This is a genomic window from Streptomyces parvus (genome assembly GCF_014648875.1).
Lineage (GTDB): Bacteria > Actinomycetota > Actinomycetes > Streptomycetales > Streptomycetaceae > Streptomyces > Streptomyces parvus.
In genome coordinates this window covers 60,303-80,435 of the sequence record NZ_BMRY01000003.1, presented here as the reverse complement: position 1 = coordinate 80,435, position 20,133 = coordinate 60,303, and the positions used below count along the sequence as shown (strand labels likewise).

The window sequence follows — 20,133 nt, the reverse complement described above, 5'->3', positions numbered from 1 at the left end:
GGGAGTCCTTGAGCCCCGAGGCGCGGGCGCAGCTCTGGCTGAAGCAGAAGGACGATCTGACTGCTGCGGGCATCCTCAGTCCCACCATGCCGCAGATCGCTGCGGACGGGGGCGCGGGTCGGCACGATTCGCAGTCGGCGGGCTTCGAGGAGTGGGCCACCAAGCAGAAGATGCGGCTGCTGACCGAGGGGGCTGACTGGAAGGGCATGACGGACGCGTCGCGCCACATGGATCACTACCTGAGCAACAGCGGACGCCCCATGCAACTGCCGGTGGACAAGATGATGGCGGACGTCCCGGCCTTCAAGTCGTACGTCGACGACACGGTCCGTCTGAAGCAGGACGAATGGCGCAGGCAGGCCGTGGAGGAGTTCAAGAGGAACGGAGGGAAGCCGGTCGCCTTCCCGGTCGAGGCGAAGCAACCCAAAGGCTTCTACTTCACCCAGGAAGCTGACGAGAACTGGTTCTACGCGGTGGGCGGGGTCAACAGCAACGTCACCGGAGTCGTGACCGCCGTGCCTGACGCCCACGGCAACCCGAGGGTCAGCCTTGACTACCAGGCGAATGCGTGGGACCGGTACAACTGGGACGAGGGCAAGGGTGTCAACGTCGGCCCGCTGGACATCCCCGACGGGCAGATGGCCAAGCTGCACCGGGTCGGACTGGCCCAGGAGTTCGACATGGCGGGCAGCAGCGATGTACGGCATTACGACCTCGGGGGCGCATCTCCCGACGGCGAACTCCCGGGCCCCGGTGAAGGCAGGGACGGACGCGAGGACTCCGGCCGCGAGCAACAACAGGACCGCACGACCAACAGGCCGCCCGGAAGGACTTCTGCCAGGTGAATGACGTCTTTGCCTACCAACCTCCGGAGAGCCCTTCCGGGGGCGACGGCCGCCTGGGCGGGCGCCGCTGGATCCTTGCGTCGGTGGCCGCAGGAGCGTTGGTCCTCGTCGGTGCTGCAGTCGTGGCGGGTCTGCTTCTCATCGACGAGGACGGCGAGAGCACGTCCGGCCGCGTGAAGGAAACGGGGCCCGGTATCGGCTGGGCCGAAGGGATCACCCCCGCCTGGATGAGCGGCCACATGGGCCTCGACATCCCGGCCACCGCCAAGTCTGCTCAGGCCGCCTACGAGGGCACCTCACGCTTCGACACGGGCATCCTGACCTTCACGCTGACGCGAGCCGAAGCGGAGACCTACCTGTCCGAGCACCCGCCCCAGGGCAAGTGGCTGGAACCCACGGAGGCACAGGCCGGCGCACCCGCCCACGACTTCACCCACCTGGGGCTACCGGAACCGGAGAGCTTCAAGAAGGGCATCCGCTACGGCTCTGTCTGCCCCGGCAGCCCCAAGGCCACCAAGAGCCCGGAACCCTCCGGCGCCCCGGACATGCCGTACGGCATGGAGGACGGCTACGACACGTCCGACGAACGGTGCGTGAGCCTGTACGCCCACGAGTACACACCGCAACGCACCCGCATCTACCTCCGGGCCCACTTCGAACCGGGCATCAGCCCGCTCCCGTCCGCGCCTTCCTCGTCACCACCGGCGGGCTGAGAGCGCTCGACGGTGGTGACCGCCCCGTCTGCAGCCCCTCAGGCCCCGCGTGCCCGCAGAATCCCCTCGACGCCCAGGAGGAAGGTCTCGGCGATCGGCTTCGGATCCGAGAGGCAGCCCGCCGCCATGGCGCCGTCGCGGAGCATGACGAGGTGCCGGCCGGCCCCTTCGGCGGGCTCGTCGCCGACCTGCGCCAGCAACTCGGTGACGGTCTCCAGGAACCACTGGCGGTGGGCCAGGACGGCCCGGTGGATCGGGTGGGCGGCATCCGGGTATTCGGCCGCCGCGTTGAGGAAGGCGCAGCCGCGGAAGCCGGGGCTCTGAATGCCTCCGGTGATGAACCGGGCGACCGCCCGGACCGCGTCGGCCGCCGACCTCTCGCCCGCCCGCGCGGCCTCGATGCCTGCCCGGATGCCCCGGTCGGCCTGGTCGAGGTAGGCGAGGACGAGCTCTTCCTTGCCGGTGAAGTGCCGGTACAGCGTGGCGCGGGTGACCTGCGCCTCCGCGATGATCCGGTCGACGCCGACGGAGTGGATGCCCTCCGCGTAGAAGATCTTCGTCGCCGTGTCGAGCAGCCGGGCACGCGCCGCCGACGTACTGCCCCTTCCCGCGCCTTCGCTCATGCTGCCAGGTTACCGCACGAGTGAGGGAGAACGTTCGGTCTTGACAGGTAGAGGGGCATTGCTTTGAATGGCAATGAGACCGAACGTTCTCCCTCTCCAGTGGAGGGCTTCCGGTGCCCAGCCGATCGATGCCAACTCGGTTTTCCTGAAGGGAACTTCCATGGACACCCTCGTCGGTACCCCTCCCACCAGCGTCCCCGCCGCCCTGCGCAGGCTGTACTTCCTGCGCTTCGCGTTCGCCGCGGCGTGGGCCGCCCTGCTGTTCGCGACCGCCGACACGCTGGGCGCGCTCACCGCCACGCTGTTGGCGATCTATCCCCTGTTCGACGTGGCCTGCGCGGTCGTCGACCTCCGGTCCGCCCGGACGAACGGCCAACCCGTACGTGCCCTCTACGCGAACATCGCGCTCAGCGCCCTCACCGGCATCGGCCTGGCCGTCGCCGCCACCTCCGGTATCCCCGCCGTCCTGCGGGTCTGGGGCGCCTGGGCGATCACCGCGGGCATCGTCCAACTCGTCGTCGGCGTCGCCAGGCGCCGGCTCGGCGGCCAGGGAGCCATGATCGCGAGCGGCGGCATCTCCACGCTCGCCGGCGCCTCGTTCATCGCCCAGGCGGGCAAGGACGGAGCCTCCCTGACCAGCCTGGCCGGTTACGCCTTCCTGGGCGGCGTCTTCTTCCTCGTCTCCGCGCTCCGCCTGCGCGACGAGCACGGGCGGTAGCCCTTGCCGCAGGCGGCCTGGCGAGGCCGGAGGCAGAGGCAGGGTCGCGGCCCCCGCCCGCTCGGGTGGCATCCTGCAGCCATGCGAACCGGAACCGGCCTGACCGAGAAGAACCTGCGGCAGCTCCTGAACGACTGGGACCCGATCGGCGTCGCCGACGAGGTGCCCGACGAGTACGACTGCATGCTCGCACCCCTCCTGGGGATGCTCCGCCGTGGCGCGGACCAGGCGGAGATCGCCGCGTTCCTGCAGACCGAACTCGTGGAGCACTTCGGTCTCACCCCCTCAACGTCGGAGCCCGAGGCGGTGGCCACCCGCTTGATGGCTCTGAAGGCCGAAGACGCGTGAGCGGCAAGCGAAAGGCGTGGAGCATGGCGGAGAAGACGGCCCACGATTCGGATGGCGCTCCCCCGACCCCCGAACGGGACGCGCAGGTCATCCTGAGCAATGAGCCCGGCTCGTTCGCCCGGGGCGTCCTGGCCAACCGCCATCCGGCCTTGATCGAGCAGGTACGGGACGCCTTCCCGTACGGCCCCCGCCAGCACGAGGCACTCGACGCCCTGCTGGAGCAGAACAACAACGGGGTGATCGAACCCCTCGCCCCCTCGGAGTCCGACCACGAGCAGTGGTCGGCCTGGGGGCGGGAGCTCTTCGGGCGATCGTGGTTCGACGCCCCGTTCCTGTGGTCGGAGAGCTACTTCTACCGCAGGCTCCTCTCCGCCGTCGGGTACTTCGGTACGGGCCCGTGGCAGGGTGTCGACCCCTTCGCCCCCTTCAAGCGGGCCGAGCTTCGCGGCACGGCGGTGGACGAGGAGCTCCGCGCCCTGGACGCGCTCGCCGACGTACCGGCCGACGAGCGGGCCACGGCCCTGCTCCACGCCTCGGTCTGGGGCAACCGCGCGGACCTGGGCTTCCGCGTGACGGAGGGGGACGCGGCACCCGGCGCTGCGGCCGATGACCTGGTCGCCGACGACAGCGCCCTGCTCTGGCAGGTCTTGCCCGCCGGAGCCGGTGCCACGGTCGCGGTGGTGGCGGACAACGCGGGGCGGGAGCTGATCCCGGACCTGATCCTCATCGACCACCTCCTCGTGCACCGCCATGCCGAGCGGCTCGTGCTCCACGTGAAGCCCTACCCGTACTACGTCTCCGACGCGACGACAGCCGACGTCGTCGACTGCCTGCGGCGCCTGGCGGAGGCACCCGGCGAGGCGGGCCGCATCGGCAGTCGCCTGTGGGACGCCATGGCGACGGGCCGCCTGGAGGTCCGGGCCCATCCGTTCTTCTGCGCCCCGCTGCCGTACGAGGAGATGCCGGGTGACCTGCGGGCGGAGTTCGCGGCGGCCACCGTGACGATCCTGAAGGGCGACCTCAACTACCGTCGCCTGGTGGGCGACCGGATGTGGGCCGAGACGACACCGTTCGCCGACCGCACGGCGTACTTCCCCGGGGCCGTCGCGGCGCTGCGCACACTGAAGTCGGACGTGATCGTGGGGTTGGAGCAGAAGACGCTGGAGGCGTTGGAACGGTCCGGCGCGGCTTGGCGTACGAGCGGTACGCATGCCTTGATCCAGGTTCGCGGGCAGACCGGCCGTTCGCGCTGAACCACCTACGCCGAACCACTCACGCTGAACAGCGGACTGAGACCGGCCCCCCGTTCATTTAATCGAACGCGCCCTCACCCGCTGCAGCCCGCAGCCGAGTCAGAGCGAGAGCCCGTCGGCGGTTGTCGAGTACCTCGTAGAGCCGTGTTGACCGTCTCCTTCTTGGTGCCGGTCCCCAGCGCCTGAGCCACGTCGGCCAGCAGCTCGTCGTCAAGATCGATCACTGTGGGTGGATACGAGATTCGAACTCGTGAGGGGTTGCCCCCCCAACACGCTTTCCGAGCGTGTGTCCATCCAGCGGGAGCCGTACCTGACCTGCGGCGGAGCGTTCGGCGTGGTTCCAGGCATCCAGGGCTTGGGGCCGTCCGTCGGATGCGCGTCTCTGCTGGAAGCGTCAGGCTCGGTCGGCTGTGTTCTGCGTCATTCGGGAACCTTGGTAGCGCCGACAACAGACGATGCTTCACCTCCCTGCCGAAGTGGCTGCACGCGGTGTGCCGCTACGCCACGGCAGGGTGGCGCTCACCATGGTGCGCCGTTGGTCGTGGACGCGTGGGCGTACATCAGGCCTGGTTGTAGAGGGTCGCCAGGTCGATCAGGCGGATGTCCGGGTCGCCCGCTGCCGCAGCGTGCGCCTTGTCGTTGAATCCGGCTCCGCTGAAGCACAGGAGCTGGGTATTCGTGGTGTCGTATCGGCCTGCCAGCGTGATGAGGTCGCGGATGTGCCGGAGACGTTCGATGTGGGCAGCGCCCATGGTGTCGTTCCACTTGGCCTCTCCGACGGCCAGCAGTGGTGGCTTGGTGCCATCCGCGATTCCGATGACCGCCACGTCGACCTCGTGGCCGGTACGCGCCTTGGGGTCGTGAACGACACCGTGTCCGACGCGGGCCGGCAGACCGCCAAGCAGTTCGGGGTCGGCGTGATGCAGGGCCCAGTCCCGGCAGACCTGCTCGAAGTGGGGACCGAGGACGTTGCTGACGAAGCGGCGGCGGCTGGCTTGCCAGACCCGTGTCGCACTGCCCGGGCGTTCGAGCTGGTCCCAAACCGGTCGCATGATCGCGTGGTAGAAGCCGATCAGCGGTTCGGCGATGCGGTAGGTGGGACGGTTGTCGCGGAAGACGTCCGCGTCCCGGTGCAGCAGACCTGCGTCCTCGAGGACGTTGATGGGATGAGCGATGTCTGTGGCCTTGCGTTCCAGGTAGCCGGCCATGCCCCCGCGGGTGGCGTTGCCGTCGGCGACGGCGGCCAGAACGGACAGGTACAGGGCGGTGTCGCGAAGGTCGGGTTCTTCGGCCAGCAGATAGCGGGCCTCGCGGAAGGGGGGGTCGGGGTTGAGGACGGTGCGGACGACCCAGTCGTAGTCGTCCGGACCTTTTGGTGTGTCGCCGCGTGCGAATTCGCGCCGATAGGCCGGGGTGCCGCCCACGATCGCGTTCACCTTCATGGCCAAGCGGGGGTCGGTGATGTCCCAGAACTCGGCGGCGAGGCGGTGGTCCAGGGGGCGGACGACCAGCTCCAGCCCCGACCGTCCGCGTAGTGGGGCGTTTCCCGAGAGCAGCCTTCCCATGAAGGACAGCGCCGAGCCGCACAGCAACAGCCGGGTACGGGAGCCGGTGCGCTGGTCACGCAGGGGCCGCAGCGCCTCCTGGATGATCGAGGGCAGCTCGGGGTTGGCCTTGGCGAGGTACGGAAACTCGTCGATCACCACGGGGACGGGCCGGTCGGCGCTGAGCGCAGTAGTGCGTCGACGGCCTCTGCCCAGTCGGCGAAGTGGAACGGGCTGGCAGGACGGACGTGGGCGGTCAGCGCCGCGCTGATCCGCCGTAGCGACTCGGCATCGGCGGCCTCGGTCGCACCGAAATATGCTCCAGATATAGAAGTACAGCTACATAAAACATACTCCTAGTTTTGGTGCGCCGAGGCGGTGTGCACCCGCCGGCCTCGCCGCTCGCCGCTCGCCTCATGCCGGTTGCTCCTGCTGGTGGTGGTGCAGGAGAGAGCGGCGGAGGGGCTGCCTGGCGGTGGTGCGCCTGAGCCTGCGGGACTTCGCCCCGTACCCGGGGGATCAGTGGCCGCTCTGTGTTGAACTGCCAACGTCGAAGGGCCCCGCAGCAAGCTGCGGGGCCCTTCGACGTATTGCCCGGTGAGAGCAATGGCGGAGGATACGAGATTCGAACTCGTGAGGGGTTGCCCCCAACACGCTTTCCAAGCGTGCGCCCTAGGCCACTAGGCGAATCCTCCGCCGCAAACAATACAAGACGTTTGAGGGTGCTCGCGAACACGATCCCCGGAGATCGTCCCGAGGGGGGTCCGCAGACGTTCCGCAGGTCGTTCGTGGGGGCGGGCGGGTGGACCGGAGGGGGTGGGGATCCGCTAAGGTGGGCGTCAGCCCCTCACGTGGCGCTATCTGACTGAACTCCCCCAGGGCCGGAAGGCAGCAAGGGTAGGTTGGCTCTGGCGGGTGCGTGGGGGGCCCTTTGCGTTGGCCGTGAGGTGCTGTGGGGTCGAGTGTCAGTCGGCCCCGATAACCTCGTAGATGTGTCGTCCCTTGCGCTGTACCGCCGCTACCGCCCCGAGTCGTTCGCCGAGGTCATCGGTCAGGAGCATGTCACTGACCCGCTCCAGCAGGCCCTGCGGAACAACCGGGTCAATCACGCGTACCTGTTCAGCGGGCCGCGCGGCTGTGGAAAGACGACCAGCGCGCGGATCCTCGCCCGCTGTCTGAACTGCGAGCAGGGGCCCACGCCCACCCCGTGCGGGGAGTGCCAGTCCTGCCGGGACCTCGCGCGGAACGGGCCGGGGTCCATCGATGTCATCGAGATCGACGCCGCGTCCCACGGTGGTGTGGACGACGCCCGTGACCTGCGCGAGAAGGCGTTCTTCGGGCCCGCCTCCAGTCGTTACAAGATCTACATCATCGACGAGGCCCACATGGTCACCCCGGCGGGCTTCAACGCCCTGCTGAAGGTGGTCGAGGAGCCGCCGGAGCACCTCAAGTTCATCTTCGCGACGACCGAGCCCGAGAAGGTCATCGGGACGATCCGGTCGCGCACGCACCACTATCCGTTCCGGCTGGTGCCCCCGGGGACCCTGCGCAGCTATCTCGCCGATGTGTGCGGGCGGGAGAACAGCCCGGTCGAGGACGGCGTCCTCCCGCTCGTCGTGCGCGCCGGGGCCGGGTCCGTGCGTGACTCGATGTCCGTCATGGACCAGCTGCTGGCCGGTGCGGGCGACGACGGTGTGACGTATGCCATGGCCACCGCGCTCCTCGGGTACACCGACGGCTCGCTGCTCGACTCGATCGTCGACGCCTTCGCCGCCGGCGACGGGGCCGCCGCCTTCGAGGTCGTGGACCGCGTCATCGAGGGCGGCAACGATCCGCGCCGGTTCGTGGCCGATCTCCTGGAGCGGCTGCGGGATCTGGTGATCCTCGCCGCCGTGCCGGACGCGGGGGAGAAGGGGCTCATCGACGCGCCCGCCGATGTCGTCGAGCGCATGCAGGCCCAGGCCTCCGTCTTCGGCGCCGCCGAGCTCAGCCGCGCCGCCGACCTCGTCAACGACGGGCTCACGGAGATGCGCGGCGCGACCTCGCCGCGCCTCCAGGTGGAGCTGATCTGCGCCCGGGTCCTGCTGCCCGCCGCCTACGACGACGAACGGTCGCTCCAGGCCCGGCTCGACCGGCTGGAGCGCGGGGCGTCGGCCGCCGCCGCTGCCGCACCGTTCGCCGCTCCGCCCGTCGGTGCCGCCCCCATGGGGTACGCACCGGGGCCGGATGTCCATGCTCCCCAGGGCCATGCCGCTCAGGGTCCTGCGCCCGTGGGGCCCGCGGGTCCGGATGCCGCCCGTGCCGCCGTACGGGGCGAGGCGCCGCCCGCCGCTCCGGCTGCCTACGCGCCGCCCCCTGCCCCGGCCGCCTACGCGCCGCCCGCCGCCGAGCCCGCCCCGCAGGCCCCCGTGGCGCCCGCCCCCGAGCCCGGACAGCGGCCCGGTTCCTGGCCCGCCGCCGCGGGAGCCGGATCCGGGGCAGGTTCTGGGGCCGGATCCGGGGACCAGGGCCGTCGGCCCGGTGGCTGGCCCACCGCGTCCGCCCCCGGCAGCGGTCCGGCCCCCGCCGCGACCCCGCCGCCCGCAGCCCCGGTCGCCCCGGCGGCCCCCGCCGCGCCGCAGGCTCCGGCCGAGGGCGGGCAGAGCATGGCGCAGGGTGCCGCCCAGGTGCGGAACATGTGGCCCGACATCCTGGAGGCGGTCAAGAACCGCCGCCGCTTCACCTGGATCCTGCTCAGCCAGAACGCCCAGGTCGCCGGGTTCGACGGGACGACGCTCCAACTCGGCTTCCTCAACGCGGGCGCCCGCGACAACTTCGCCGGCAGCGGCAGCGAGGAGGTCCTCAAGCAGGCCCTCGCCGAGCGCTTCAACGCCCAGTGGCGCATCGAGGCGGTCATCGATCCCTCCGGTGGCGGCATGCCCCCGCAGTCCGGTGGCGGCGGACGCCCCGCCCCGCAGTACCAGCCCGCCCCGCCGGCCCCCGCCGCCCCGGTCGCGTACGAGCCCCGGCCCCAGCACGCGCCCCCGCAGCAGTCCGCGCCCGCGCCGCAGTACCAGCCCGCCCCGTCCGCCCAGCAGCCGCCTCCCGCCGCGCCGCCGCAGGGCCGGGACGCCGCGCCCGCCCCCGAGGCTTCTCGCAGTTCGTACGGGGCCGAGCCGCCACGCTCCGTCTCCCCTGAGGACGATGTTCCGGAGGACGACGATCCGGATCTCGTCGACTCCGCGCTCTCCGGCCACGACCTGATCGTCCGCGAGCTCGGCGCCACGGTGATCGACGAGTTCGCCAACGAGCAGTGAGGCGGCGCCCACCCTCAGGCATCGGCCGTCCACCGTCCACCCACCGGCGGCCGACCGCGCTCGCCGCGCCCGGCGGTGCGTCCACCCACCGGCGGCCGTCGGGGGTCCCCGCGCCCGGCGGCTAGGCTGCACCCCGTGAAGGTCCTCGTCATCGGCGGCGGCGCCCGCGAACACGCCCTGTGCCGCTCTCTGTCCCTCGACCCCGATGTCACCGCTCTGTACTGCGCCCCCGGCAACGCCGGCATCGCAGAGGTGGCCGAACTGCACCCGGTCGACGCGCTCGACGGTGACGCCGTCGCGCGCCTCGCGACCGGGCTGGGCGCCGGGCTGGTGGTCGTCGGCCCGGAGGCGCCGCTCGTCGCCGGGGTCGCCGACGCCGTGCGCGCGGCCGGCATCCCCTGCTTCGGCCCCTCCGGCGAAGCAGCCCGGCTGGAGGGCTCCAAGGCGTTCGCCAAGGACGTCATGGCCGGCGCCGGAGTCCCCACCGCCCGCAGCTACGTCTGCACCACCCCCGCCGAGATCGACGAGGCCCTCGACGCCTTCGGCGCCCCGTACGTCGTGAAGGACGACGGCCTCGCGGCCGGCAAGGGCGTCGTCGTCACCGAGGACGTGGACGTGGCCCGCGCCCACGCGCTCTCCTGCGACCGCGTGGTCATCGAGGAGTTCCTCGACGGCCCCGAGGTCAGCCTCTTCGCCATCACCGACGGCACCACGGTCGTGCCGCTCCAGCCCGCCCAGGACTTCAAGCGCGCCCTGGACGGCGACGAGGGCCCGAACACCGGCGGCATGGGCGCCTACTCCCCGCTCCCGTGGGCCGACCCCAAGCTGGTCGACGAGGTCCTCGCAACCGTCCTCCAGCCGACCGTCGACGAGCTGCGCCGCCGGGGCACCCCCTTCTCCGGGCTGCTCTACGCGGGCCTCGCGATCACCTCGCGCGGCGTCCGGGTCATCGAGTTCAACGCCCGCTTCGGCGACCCGGAGACCCAGGTCGTCCTGGCCCGGCTGCAGACCCCGCTGGCCGGCGTCCTGCTCGCCTCCGCCAACGGCACCCTCGACGTCCTCCCGCCGCTGAACTGGCGCGACGACGCCGCCGTCACCGTGGTCATCGCCTCGCACAACTACCCGGACACCCCGCGCACCGGCGACCCGATCGACGGGCTCGCGGACGTCGCGGCACAGGATGCGCCCGACGCGTACGTCCTGCACGCCGGGACCCGCGCCGAGGGCGACGCGGTCCTCAGCGCGGGCGGCCGGGTGCTCTCGGTGACCGCGACCGGCAAGGACCTCACGGCGGCCCGTGAGCGCGCCTACACCGCGCTGGGGCGGATCCGTCTGGACGGCTCCCAGCACCGTACGGACATCGCCCTGAAGGCTTCTCAGGGCTGACCAGGCCTGAACCAGGGCTGAATCAGCGCTGACCCGCCCCGGACAGCACCCCCGCAGCCCCTCGCGCCCGCCCGCTCCCGTACGCCACCGGCGTACGCGGCAGGCGCGAGGGGCTGACCCATGCCGTCACCACGCCACCAGCCCGTTCCCCCGGGCCTGCCTCATGGGCGCGAACACGTCAGCAGCTTTGCCCAAAGCCATTCCATCGGGTGACGACTGGGCTATCCGGATGACGGCCGCCGGACCCCCAACTAGGGTGCGGCGCAAGCGTTCCGGCACTTGGCCCACCGGCATTGCGATGTCGGTGACGGGTGCCACAGTGGGGGAGTGAGCAACACCGCCGCGAGGGCCCAGAGGGCCGCGATGAGGGCAGAGGGGGTGACGTCCGGCCGTGTCCGGTACCGACGTGGGTGAGGAGCTGGGTGCGCGGGCCGCGCAGGCCCGGGCGCTCGTCCTGCTGCGGATCCGCAGCAGGGCCCTGGCCGTGGCGATCCTGCCCGCGGCCGTCGCCGTCGTGCTGTTCGCGGCGGACGCGCAGGGGCATCTGGCCGGTCCGGCCTGGGACGCCGTGCGCTGGACGGTCCTCGGCGTCGCGGTCGTCGTCCTGCTGGTGACCGTCCTGGTCGCCGTCTCCGTGGCCCGCGCGCGGCCCGCCATGAGCCCGACCGTCCCCGTGTCCGAGGAAGGCGCCCCCGACCTCTACCGCCTGGTCCGCGATCTGGCGGACCGGCTCGACGTGCCCGCGCCCTCGGCCGTGGCACTCACCCCGGACTGCGACAGCTGGCTGGAGGACCGCACGCACCGCTCGCTCAGGAAGGGCCCGGGAGCCGCGCTCAGGAAGGGCCCGGGAGCCGCGCTCAGGAAGGGCCCGGGGGTGTCGCTCCCGAAGCGGCCGGAAGCCCCGGCGGAGGCGGCCGACACCGCCCCCGTCCTGGTCATCGGCTCGCCGTTCCTGTGGTGGATGCGGGTCGCCGAGCTCCGCGCCGTCCTCGCCCCCGTCGTGGCCGGCACGGGCCCGTCCGCGCACCCCGACATAGCCGCCGCCCGCCGCTTCGTCCGCGGTCTGGACGCCGCGATCGCCGACGCGGCAGCCCCCGGCCGGGGCCCGGTGCGCGGGGCGCCGCTCGCCTTCGCCGGCTGGGTCGCCCGGCTGCTGCTGCGGGCCTGCCGGGGCCATGCCGCCGAGATGGAGCGGTGCGTGGCGGCCGCCGCGTCCATGCGGGCCCAGACGGTCGACTACGGGCTGCGCATCGCCGCCCAGGAACAGGTCGGCCTCGCCTACGCCGGCTGGGACCGGCTGCTGACCCGGGTGGCACTGCCCGCCTGGCGGATGGGCCGCTGGCCCTCCCGGCTCGACGCCGGAGTCGTCTCCGCGCTCACCGAGCTGTCCCGCCGGGACCGGCTCGCGGACGGCTTCGCCCTGCGCCTGGGCGAGCGGCCGGCGTGCGACCTGCTGGAGGAGCCCGGGGCTGCCGACGAGGCCGCGTCCCTGCTTGCCGCCCGGCTCTTCCACGGCGGGCCCGCCGAGAGCGGTCCGGGCTGGGCGCCGGTGGACTGGCAGCAGTATCCCGACGAGGTCGTCGACCGGAAGTGGCGCAGCGAGGCGGCCCGGCTGCACCGCGTCCTGGACACGCTGGGCGTGCCCCGGGCCTCCGCCGCCGACCCGGCCGTCCCCACGCTGGCCCGGGTGATGGAGCACCTGTCGGGCCCGGGCGGACCCGGCGGGCCGGGCGAGGCGCTCGCGGCGGGCATCGGCGCCGCGGTCGCCCGCGAGGAGGCCGAGGCCCCGGTCCACGGCGGCCCGGAGCAGGGGGGTCCGGGACACGGCGGTGCGGCCGACGACCCCCTCGACCTCTGGGGTCCTGGCCCGCTGCCCCTCTTCCCCCTCCAGCCGCCGCGTACGGGCACCGAACTGCTCGCCGACCACGTCGCGGCCATGGTCTGCTGCGCGGCCGTGGACACGGCGGGCGCGGCCCCCGGCCTGGACTGGCTCGACGGCCCCGCGCTGCTCGTCGGCGGGGAGCGGCGGGCGGACCTCGCGGCTCCGGTCCTGAGCCTTGTGGAGGACGGCGATCCGGACCCGCTGCTGAACTGGCTGGCCGAGGTGGGGGTGCGCTCCGACAAACCGGTCCGGCTGGTGTGACCGCATACGGGATCGCGTACGGGACCGGCCGCATACGGGATCGCGTACGGGACCGGCCGCGTACGGGACCGGGGCGCGCCACCACGGGGCCGAGGCGCAGGCCGCCGCGTCCGGAGTGCGGGATCCGCTGTTCGGAAGGAATGGTTCCGTTCTCGTCAATTCGCGACGAAGGGTGACGGGGTGCGTGCGTTATGTGATGTGCTGGGGATCGGCGCTGACATTCGGCGCACCAGAGTTGTCCGGGGGATCACCCGAGTTGTCCGGGGGATCCGAGGGAGGGGCGCGGCATGGGGGCGGAGCAGATTCGCCGGTGGGAGTCGGGTGCCCTCGCGCACGCGGTGAGCGATCCCTTCGGTCAGGGCCCGCTGCCCTGGCTGCGCGGCAGTGAGAACTACTTCGACGACACCGGCCAGGTCGTCCCCTGGTACGCCGACCTCGCCCGCTCCACCGGCGGCGGCACCCGTACCGCCGACGACGTGCACCGCCAGATCAAGGGCTTCGTCTCGCCCGGCGCGGCGGCCCCGGGCGAGGCCATCGACTTCCACATCACCGTGGACCCGCCCCAGCAGTTCTCCGTCGACGTCTACCGGATCGGTCATTACGGCGGCGACGGCGCGGCCAAGATCACCACGAGCCCCCGGCTCTCCGGCATCGTCCAGCCCCCGCCGCTCGCCGCCGACCGGACCGTCTCCTGCCACCACTGGTGGATGTCCTGGCGGCTCCAGATCCCGAGCTACTGGTCGGTCGGCGCGTATGTGGCCGTCCTGACCACCGCCGACGGCTACCGCTCGCACATCCCCTTCACCGTGCGCCACGACCACCCCGCCGACCTGCTGCTTCTGCTGCCCGACATCACCTGGCAGGCGTACAACCTCTATCCGGAGGACGGCCGTACCGGTGCCAGCCTCTACCACGCGTGGGACGAGCGGGGGCGGCTGCTCGGCGAGGAGGACGCCGCCGTAACGATCTCCTTCGACCGCCCGTACGCCGGATCGGGCCTGCCGCTGCACGTGGGGCACGCGTACGACTTCATCCGCTGGGCCGAGCGGTACGGCTACGACCTCGCCTACGCCGACGCCCGCGACCTGCACGCGGGCCGCGTCGACCCCAGCCGCTACCGGGGCCTGGTCTTCCCCGGCCACGACGAGTACTGGTCGCTGCCGATGCGCCGGGCCGCCGAGCGCGCCCGGGACTCCGGCACCTCGCTCGTCTTCCTCTCCGCCAACACCATGTACTGGCAGGTGGGCCTCGCCCCCTCCGCGTCCGGAGAGCCCGACCGGCTGCTGACCTGCCGCAAACGCCGGGGGCCCGGGAAGTCGGCCCTGTGGCGCGAGGTGGACCGGCCCGAGCAGCAGCTCCTGGGCATCCAGTACGCGGGCCGGGTCCCCGACCCCAGCCCGCTGGTCGTGCGCAACGCCGAGCACTGGCTCTGGGACGCCACGGGCGCGGTGGAGGGCGACGAGATCCCGGGCCTGGTCGCCGGCGAGGCCGACCGCTACTTCCCGCGCACCAGCCTGCCCGAGCACGACAACCGGATCCTGCTCGCCCACTCCCCGTACGAGGACTCCGAGGGCGCCACCCGCCACCAGGAGACCTCGCTCTACCAGGCCCCCTCCGGCGCGCTGGTCTTCGCCTCCGGCACCTTCGCCTGGTCCCCGGCCCTCGATCGCCCCGGACACACCGACCCCCGGATCCAGCAGGCCACGGCCAACCTCCTCGACCGGATCTGCAAGCGCGACTGACGAGAGCCACCGCATCGGGTCCGGGCCCGGCGCGCGCTCCGTGTCCTCCGTACGGGACAATCGGAACCGCTCCTGGATCAATCTACGCGGAGGCACCGTGTCCGGTTTTGTAGAAAAGCCCGAGCCCGTACAGGTTCCGGGCCTCACCCACCTGCACACCGGCAAGGTGCGTGACCTGTACCGGAACGAGGCGGGCGACCTCGTGATGGTCGCCAGCGACCGCATCTCCGCGTACGACTGGGTCCTGCCGACCGAGATCCCCGACAAGGGCCGCGTCCTCACCCGGCTCTCGCTCTGGTGGTTCGACCAGCTCGCCGACCTCGTCCCCAACCACGTCATCTCCACCGAGCTGCCCCCGGGCGCCCCGGCAGACTGGGCGGGGCGCACCCTCATCTGCAAGTCGCTGCGGATGGTCGAGGTCGAGTGCGTGGCCCGCGGCTATCTGACCGGCTCCGGGCTCGTCGAGTACGACGCCACCCGTACGGTGTGCGGCATCGGTCTCCCCGAGGGCCTGGTCAACGGGTCCGAGCTGCCCGGCGCGATCTTCACCCCGGCCACCAAGGCGGCCGTCGGCGAGCACGACGAGAACGTCAGTTACGAGGACATCGCCCGCGAGGTCGGTGTGGAGACCGCCGCCGAGCTGCGGCGCACCACGCTCGACGTCTACCGCCGGGCCCGGGACATCGCGCACGAGCGCGGGATCATCCTGGCGGACACGAAGTTCGAGTTCGGCTTCGAGACCACCGAGGACGGGACCGAGCGGCTGATCATCGCCGACGAGGTGCTGACCCCGGACTCCTCCCGCTTCTGGCCCGCCGCCACCTGGGAGCCCGGCCGCGCACAGCCGAGTTACGACAAGCAGTTCGTCCGCGACTGGCTGACCTCGCCGGCCTCCGGCTGGGACCGTAGGAGCGAGCAGCCGCCGCCGGCGCTGCCGCAGGAGATCGTGGACGCGACCCGCGCCAAGTACATCGAGGCGTTCGAGGTGCTGACCGGCGCCAACTGGGCGTAACGACCGGCGGACACGGAGAAGGCCCCGGACCGAAAGGTCCGGGGCCTTCTCTTCTGTGGAGCGGACGACCAGGTTCGAACTGGCGACCTCAACCTTGGCAAGGTTGCGCTCTACCAACTGAGCTACGTCCGCAGTGCGCCGAAGCGCGATGCCTACTATACCCATCCTCGCTCGCGTGCGAGACGCACTGCCGTATGCCGGTTCTCCGCGCCGATCTTGGAGGCGGCCGAGGAGAGGTAGTTGCGCACGGTCCCCTGGGACAGCGAGGCCCGCTCGGCGATCTCCGCGACCGGCGCCCCGTCCGCCGCCAGTTCGAGCACCTCGGCCTCCCGGACGGTCAGCGGGGAGTCCCCCGCGGAGATCGCGTCGGCGGCCAACTCCGGATCCACGTAACGGTTTCCGGCGTGGACGGTACGGATGATCTCGGCCAGCCGCCGGGCGCTGACGGTCTTCGGCACGAAGCCGCGTACGCCGGCGGCCAGGGCCCGCTTGAGGTGCCCCGGCCGGCCGTGACTGGTCACGATCATGGTGCGGCAGTCGGGCAGTTCGGCCCGCAGCGATGTGGCGACCTTCACACCGTCCGCGCCCGGCATCTGAAGATCCAGGACGGCGACGTCGGGCCGGTGCGCCAGAGCCATCGCGAGGGCCTCGGGTCCGCTCGCCGCCTCCGCGACGACGACGAGGTCCTCCTCCAGGGCGAGCAGCGCGGCCAGCGCGCCCCGGATCAGGTGCTCGTCGTCGGCCAGCAGGACGCGCAGGGGCCGCGCGGTGGTCATCGTTCCTCCGGGAGGGCGGAAGGGTCGGGGGAGGGAGGGGAGGAGGCCGGGCTTCCGCCCGGGCTCGGGCGGCCGTCCGGGGCGGGGGCCGGGTCGGCGCGCCCGTCCGGGTCGGGGGCCGAGGCGGCGCGGCCGGCCGGGTCCGGGCGGGAGGCCGTGAGGGGCACCGTCGCCGTCACCCGGAACAGGTCGTCCCCGGCCGGTCCGGCGGTGAGGGTGCCGCCGAGAGCCCCGAGCCGTTCGCGCAGCCCGGCCAGGCCCGAACCGCCGCCGTCGCCCCCGCCGTCGAGCGGGTCCGCGGCGCCCGCCCCGTCGTTCTCGACCTCCAGGACCACGGCGTCCCGGGTCCGGGCGAGCCGGATCGAGCAGTGGCGCGGGTCGCCGTGGCGCAGGACGTTCGTCGCGGTCTCGCGCACCACCCAGCCGAGCGCCGCCTGGACGGCGGCCGGAGCCCCGATCCCGGCCGGGCCGTCCGCGCCCTCGACGGTGACGGAGATCCCGGCGGCCTGCAACACGCCCCGCGCGCCCATGAGTTCGGTGGGCAGATCGGCCTCCCGGTAGCCGCGTACGACATCGCGGACCTCCTGCTGGGACGCCCGGGCGATCCGCTGCACCTCGACCATCTGGTCCACCGCCGCCGGGTTGCCGCGCTGGGCCAGCTCCACGGCCAGCTCGCTCTTCAAGGCGATCACCGACAGGTTCCGGCCCAGCACGTCGTGCATGTCCCGGCCGAACCGCAGCCGTTCCTCCGCCACCGCGAGTCGGGCCTGCATGTCCCGTGCCTCCTCCGCCTGCCACATCGCGCTCATGCTCCAGGCGCTCGGCCGGACCGAGGAGAGCACGAGCAGGATCGCGACGAGCATCGAGAGGACCGCGCCGAAGAGCAGCCCCGCGGGCACCCCGACGGCCGCCAGCAGCCCCACCAGGACCGCCGCGTAGACCGCTGAGTGCACCAGGTAGGTACGGACGGGGACGAGGAGGACGTACGGGATGGCGAACGCCAACGGCATGTCCAGGACCAGCAGGGCGAGACCCGCGTCCTTGAGGTCGGCCGTCGCCGCGAGCGCCACCATCAGGCCGGTCAGCAGCGCGAGCAGCGCCGCCGGGAGCCGCAGTCGCCGCACCGGAAAGGTTTTCGTGCCCCGGTGGTGGGCCAACGCGGCTCCCAGATCGCGGTTGCTCAGGACGCACAGGGCGGTGTTCACCGCGAAGAACGCCACGGCGAGGCCCGCCGGCACCGGGCCTTCGCCCAGCACGGGGAGGAGCGGCAGCAGGCCCCAGGAGGCGAGGAAGACCCAGGGGAGCACGGCGAGCGTGCCCCGGGTGTAGAGGTCGATGCGCTGGAGCTTGGTGCGCTCGTGCCAGCCGCGCCGCCAGCCCCGTACCCGACCGATCACGCCCCTCAGCCCCTTCATGTCAGCCCCGCGGGTCCCAGCGGAACCACCGTCGCACAGCAAACACCGCGAACGCGGTCCAGGCCAGCGCCGCCACGACGGCCGTGACCAGGTCACCGCCCTCCACCCCGCCGAGCCAGCCGTGCCGTACGAGGGTCATCACGCCGGTCAGCGGCAGCAGCTCGAAGACGGCGGCCAGCTTGTCCGGGAAGACGTCCAGCGGGACGAAGATCCCGGAGGCGAAGAGCGAGACGAAGAACAGCGGCAGCGTGGTGAGCTGCGAGGTCTGGACCGTCCGGGTCACCGCGGAGGTAGCGGCGGCGAGCGCGGACATCATGACGAAGCCGACGAGCAGGCCCAGCAGGAACAGGTCCGGCCGCTTCGGCGCGCTCAGGTCGAAGGCGATCGCGCCCGCCACGACGAGCAGCACGCTCTGGAGGACCGCCAGCGCCACGGAGGGCAGCGCCGTGGAGATCAGGATCTCCCGGTCGGTGACCTCGCCGGTGCGCAGCCGCTTGAGGACGAGTTCCTCGCGCCGGGTGACGTAACCGGTGACGAGGTTCATGTAGACGACCTGGACCAGCACGATGCCGATACCGCCGGTGAGCGCGGCGCCCGCGACGGAGAGTCCGGTGCCGGCGAGGTCGATCTGTTCGAGCGAGGCCCGGATCGAGAAGATCATCACGATCGGCAGCACCAGGGCCACGAAGATCGCGGACCGGTTGCGGATCAGCAGGATCAGTTCGGCGCGGGCGAGGGCGTTCAGCCGCCGGAGGGAGGCGGACCAGCCCGATGGGGCGGGGGAGAGGGACCGCTCGGGGGCGGTGCGGCCGTCCGCGAGGGTGGTGGGCGTGGTCATGCCGTCACCTTCTTCGTCTCGTTCGGAGTGCTGCCGTCGGCGGAACCGTGCCGGGGTCCCACCCGGCGCGGGTCGTCGGCCCGTGAGCGGAGCTGGGTGTTCGCGATCTGCAGGAACGCCTCCTCCAGCGAGGCGGAGCGGGCGTCGAGCCCGAGCAGTTCCACGCCCGACTCCCGGGCCCAGCCGAGGAGTTCGTGCAGGGACTCCTGGAGTGTGGAGGTGCGGATCTCCACCCGCTGCCCGTCCGCGCCGGCCTGGAGCGACAGCGGAATGTGGGCGGCCGGTACACCGCCGGGCAGGGTGAAGCGGATCCGGGCCGGGTGCGCGGCGGTGACCTCGGCGGTCGTCCCGGCCGTCACGATCTGTCCCTGGTGCATGATCGCCAGCCGGTCCGCGAGGGACTCGGCCTCCTCCAGGTAGTGGGTGGTCAGCAGGACGGTCGTGCCGGACTCCCGGAGCGCCCGGATCAGGTCCCAGGTGTCGCGCCGCCCCTCGGCGTCCAGTCCGGTGGTCGGTTCGTCCAGGAAGAGCACCTCCGGCCGCGAGGTGAGGGCCAGCGCCAGGTCCAGGCGGCGCTTCTCGCCGCCGGACAGCTGCTTGACCCGCACCTTGGCCCGGCTGGTGAGGCCGACCATCTCCAGGGCCTCGCCGGCGGGGCGGGCGCCGGTGGTGCACGCCGACCACATCCGCGCGGTCTCCAGCACGGTGAGGTCGGAGGGGAAGCCGCCCTCCTGGAGCATGACGCCGGTACGGGGCCGGACCGCGGCGCGTTCGCGGTACGGGTCGTGGCCGAGGACCTTGATGGTTCCGGAGGTCGGGAGGGCCAGTCCTTCGAGGAGTTCCACGGTGGAGGTCTTGCCCGCGCCGTTCGTCCCGAGCAGGGCGAACAGCTCGCCGCGGGCGACGGAGAAGGAGACGCCGGAGACGGCCTCGAAGCCGTCCTTGTAGCTGCGGCGAACCCCGTCCACCGCGATCACCGTCTCCGCGGTCACGGCTTTCGCGAGCGGGAACGTGCCACCGTCGCGTCGGTCGTTGAGAAAGTCGTCGCTGGTCATGCTTCAAGGGTTCCGCCGGATCGGGCCCGGAAGCAGTGCGCGCTGTCACCACTGCTCATGACAAACGTCATGGGGTGGCGGAAGAACGCCAAAGGCCCCGATCGAAATGATCGGGGCCTTTGCCTCTGAGCGGACGACCAGGTTCGAACTGGCGACCTCAACCTTGGCAAGGTTGCGCTCTACCAACTGAGCTACGTCCGCAGTGCAGCCACTCGGCTTTCACCGGTGGAGCGAGCACTACTCTACCCGATCCACCTGAGTGGTCCGAAGAGTCGTGCAGAGCGGGTGACAGGAATTGCACACTGCGCCTTCCCCCTGGAAGGGGGCTGTTCTGCTACTGAACTACACCCGCACGCTGCGTGGGATTCGGCTTTGCGGCCTCGCCCCTCGGCGTGCTCCAGACTCTAGCCGACCTGCGGGGGTGTA

15 protein-coding genes, 4 tRNA genes, 1 other RNA gene and 2 pseudogenes are annotated in these 20,133 nt (G+C 72.0%); 11 read left to right on the top strand and 11 right to left on the bottom strand.

The features are described from left to right. Positions 1-8 precede the first annotated feature (8 nt). A complete protein-coding gene (locus IE140_RS35900; RefSeq protein WP_229826744.1) occupies positions 9-845 on the top strand; it encodes a hypothetical protein in 837 nt (278 codons plus the stop codon). Then, positions 842-1,558: a hypothetical protein gene (locus tag IE140_RS10615; protein ID WP_150197882.1), complete on the top strand. Its 717-nt coding sequence runs from the start codon at positions 842-844 to the stop codon at positions 1,556-1,558. Before IE140_RS35900 ends, IE140_RS10615 begins: the two co-directional genes overlap by 4 nt. A gap of 38 nt (positions 1,559-1,596) precedes the next feature. Here the strand turns inward: IE140_RS10615 and IE140_RS10610 are convergent, their stop codons facing one another. Next, on the bottom strand, positions 1,597-2,181 hold the full coding sequence (locus tag IE140_RS10610; protein ID WP_150197880.1) for a TetR/AcrR family transcriptional regulator: 585 nt from the start codon (positions 2,179-2,181) through the stop codon (positions 1,597-1,599). Between the two features lie 160 nt (positions 2,182-2,341). Between IE140_RS10610 and IE140_RS10605 the strand changes: the two genes are divergently transcribed. The 3 genes from IE140_RS10605 (at position 2,342) to IE140_RS10595 (ending at position 4,500) form a co-directional block, all read left to right on the top strand. Continuing rightward, positions 2,342-2,899 (top strand): hypothetical protein, encoded by a 558-nt coding sequence (locus IE140_RS10605; RefSeq protein ID WP_093443573.1) that lies wholly within the window; start codon positions 2,342-2,344, stop codon positions 2,897-2,899. Between the two features lie 81 nt (positions 2,900-2,980). Next, complete coding sequence (locus IE140_RS10600; RefSeq protein WP_150197878.1) at positions 2,981-3,247, top strand: DUF1871 family protein; 267 nt, start codon at positions 2,981-2,983, stop codon at positions 3,245-3,247. A gap of 23 nt (positions 3,248-3,270) precedes the next feature. Next, a complete protein-coding gene (locus tag IE140_RS10595) occupies positions 3,271-4,500 on the top strand; it encodes a damage-control phosphatase ARMT1 family protein (RefSeq protein ID WP_150197876.1) in 1,230 nt (409 codons plus the stop codon). Positions 4,501-4,558: 58 nt separating this feature from the next. Here IE140_RS10595 and IE140_RS10590 read toward each other — a convergent pair. From IE140_RS10590 to IE140_RS10580, 3 genes and pseudogenes are all read right to left on the bottom strand, one after another. After that, positions 4,559-4,724, bottom strand: a pseudogene (locus IE140_RS10590) (type II toxin-antitoxin system VapB family antitoxin). Between the two features lie 336 nt (positions 4,725-5,060). Further along, positions 5,061-6,373: pseudogene (locus tag IE140_RS10585) on the bottom strand (AAA family ATPase). Positions 6,374-6,651: 278 nt separating this feature from the next. Next, a tRNA-Ser gene (locus tag IE140_RS10580) sits at positions 6,652-6,739 on the bottom strand. Between the two features lie 143 nt (positions 6,740-6,882). On the opposite strand from IE140_RS10580, the gene ffs reads away from it, so the two are divergent. The 6 genes from ffs (at position 6,883) to IE140_RS10550 (ending at position 15,623) form a co-directional block, all read left to right on the top strand. Continuing rightward, positions 6,883-6,979: signal recognition particle sRNA small type (gene ffs, locus IE140_RS10575), an RNA gene on the top strand. A 57-nt stretch (positions 6,980-7,036) separates the two neighbouring features. Beyond that, positions 7,037-9,340 (top strand): DNA polymerase III subunit gamma and tau, encoded by a 2,304-nt coding sequence (locus tag IE140_RS10570; RefSeq protein ID WP_189460324.1) that lies wholly within the window; start codon positions 7,037-7,039, stop codon positions 9,338-9,340. A 135-nt stretch (positions 9,341-9,475) separates the two neighbouring features. Further along, entirely contained in the window at positions 9,476-10,726 is a 1,251-nt protein-coding gene (gene purD / locus IE140_RS10565) for a phosphoribosylamine--glycine ligase (RefSeq protein ID WP_150198062.1), read from the top strand. 391 nt (positions 10,727-11,117) lie between these two features. Further along, entirely contained in the window at positions 11,118-12,869 is a 1,752-nt protein-coding gene (locus IE140_RS10560; protein WP_150198060.1) for a hypothetical protein, read from the top strand. A 287-nt stretch (positions 12,870-13,156) separates the two neighbouring features. Continuing rightward, positions 13,157-14,611 (top strand): N,N-dimethylformamidase beta subunit family domain-containing protein, encoded by a 1,455-nt coding sequence (locus IE140_RS10555; protein WP_150198057.1) that lies wholly within the window; start codon positions 13,157-13,159, stop codon positions 14,609-14,611. A gap of 97 nt (positions 14,612-14,708) precedes the next feature. Then, the gene (locus IE140_RS10550) at positions 14,709-15,623 is read left to right on the top strand and encodes a phosphoribosylaminoimidazolesuccinocarboxamide synthase (protein WP_093442742.1); all 915 of its coding nucleotides are present in this window, start codon (positions 14,709-14,711) and stop codon (positions 15,621-15,623) included. Between the two features lie 56 nt (positions 15,624-15,679). Here IE140_RS10550 and IE140_RS10545 read toward each other — a convergent pair. The 7 genes from IE140_RS10545 to IE140_RS10515 form a co-directional block, all read right to left on the bottom strand. Beyond that, a tRNA-Gly gene (locus IE140_RS10545) sits at positions 15,680-15,755 on the bottom strand. 23 nt (positions 15,756-15,778) lie between these two features. Further along, positions 15,779-16,399, bottom strand: a complete 621-nt coding sequence (locus IE140_RS10540) for a response regulator transcription factor (protein ID WP_150198055.1) — start codon at positions 16,397-16,399, stop codon at positions 15,779-15,781. Continuing rightward, positions 16,396-17,814 carry a sensor histidine kinase gene (locus IE140_RS10535; RefSeq protein ID WP_229826743.1) on the bottom strand — a complete coding sequence of 473 codons (1,419 nt, stop codon included), beginning with the start codon at positions 17,812-17,814 and terminating at the stop codon, positions 16,396-16,398. Before IE140_RS10535 ends, IE140_RS10540 begins: the two co-directional genes overlap by 4 nt. 1 nt (position 17,815) lies before the next feature. Continuing rightward, entirely contained in the window at positions 17,816-18,652 is an 837-nt protein-coding gene (locus IE140_RS10530) for an ABC transporter permease (protein ID WP_150195942.1), read from the bottom strand. Further along, a complete protein-coding gene (locus IE140_RS10525) occupies positions 18,649-19,707 on the bottom strand; it encodes an ABC transporter ATP-binding protein (RefSeq protein ID WP_150195944.1) in 1,059 nt (352 codons plus the stop codon). The genes IE140_RS10530 and IE140_RS10525 overlap by 4 nt, the downstream gene beginning before the upstream one ends. Before the next feature lie 128 nt (positions 19,708-19,835). Beyond that, a tRNA-Gly gene (locus IE140_RS10520) sits at positions 19,836-19,908 on the bottom strand. A gap of 79 nt (positions 19,909-19,987) precedes the next feature. Continuing rightward, positions 19,988-20,059: transfer RNA gene (locus IE140_RS10515), tRNA-Gly, on the bottom strand. Positions 20,060-20,133: the final 74 nt, after the last annotated feature.

Bases quoted from the DNA above. Each gene is read 5' to 3' on its own strand.
- IE140_RS10600 (WP_150197878.1), top strand. From the start codon at position 2,981: ATGCGAACCGGAACCGGCCTGACCGAGAAGAACCTGCGGCAGCTCCTG.
- IE140_RS10595 (WP_150197876.1), top strand. From the start codon at position 3,271: ATGGCGGAGAAGACGGCCCACGATTCGGATGGCGCTCCCCCGACCCCC.
- IE140_RS10610 (WP_150197880.1), bottom strand. From the start codon at position 2,181: ATGAGCGAAGGCGCGGGAAGGGGCAGTACGTCGGCGGCGCGTGCCCGG.
- IE140_RS10535 (WP_229826743.1), bottom strand. From the start codon at position 17,814: ATGAAGGGGCTGAGGGGCGTGATCGGTCGGGTACGGGGCTGGCGGCGC.
- IE140_RS10540 (WP_150198055.1), bottom strand. From the start codon at position 16,399: ATGACCACCGCGCGGCCCCTGCGCGTCCTGCTGGCCGACGACGAGCAC.
- IE140_RS10555 (WP_150198057.1), top strand. From the start codon at position 13,157: ATGGGGGCGGAGCAGATTCGCCGGTGGGAGTCGGGTGCCCTCGCGCAC.
- IE140_RS10530 (WP_150195942.1), bottom strand. From the start codon at position 18,652: ATGACCACGCCCACCACCCTCGCGGACGGCCGCACCGCCCCCGAGCGG.
- IE140_RS10605 (WP_093443573.1), top strand. From the start codon at position 2,342: ATGGACACCCTCGTCGGTACCCCTCCCACCAGCGTCCCCGCCGCCCTG.
- IE140_RS10525 (WP_150195944.1), bottom strand. From the start codon at position 19,707: ATGACCAGCGACGACTTTCTCAACGACCGACGCGACGGTGGCACGTTC.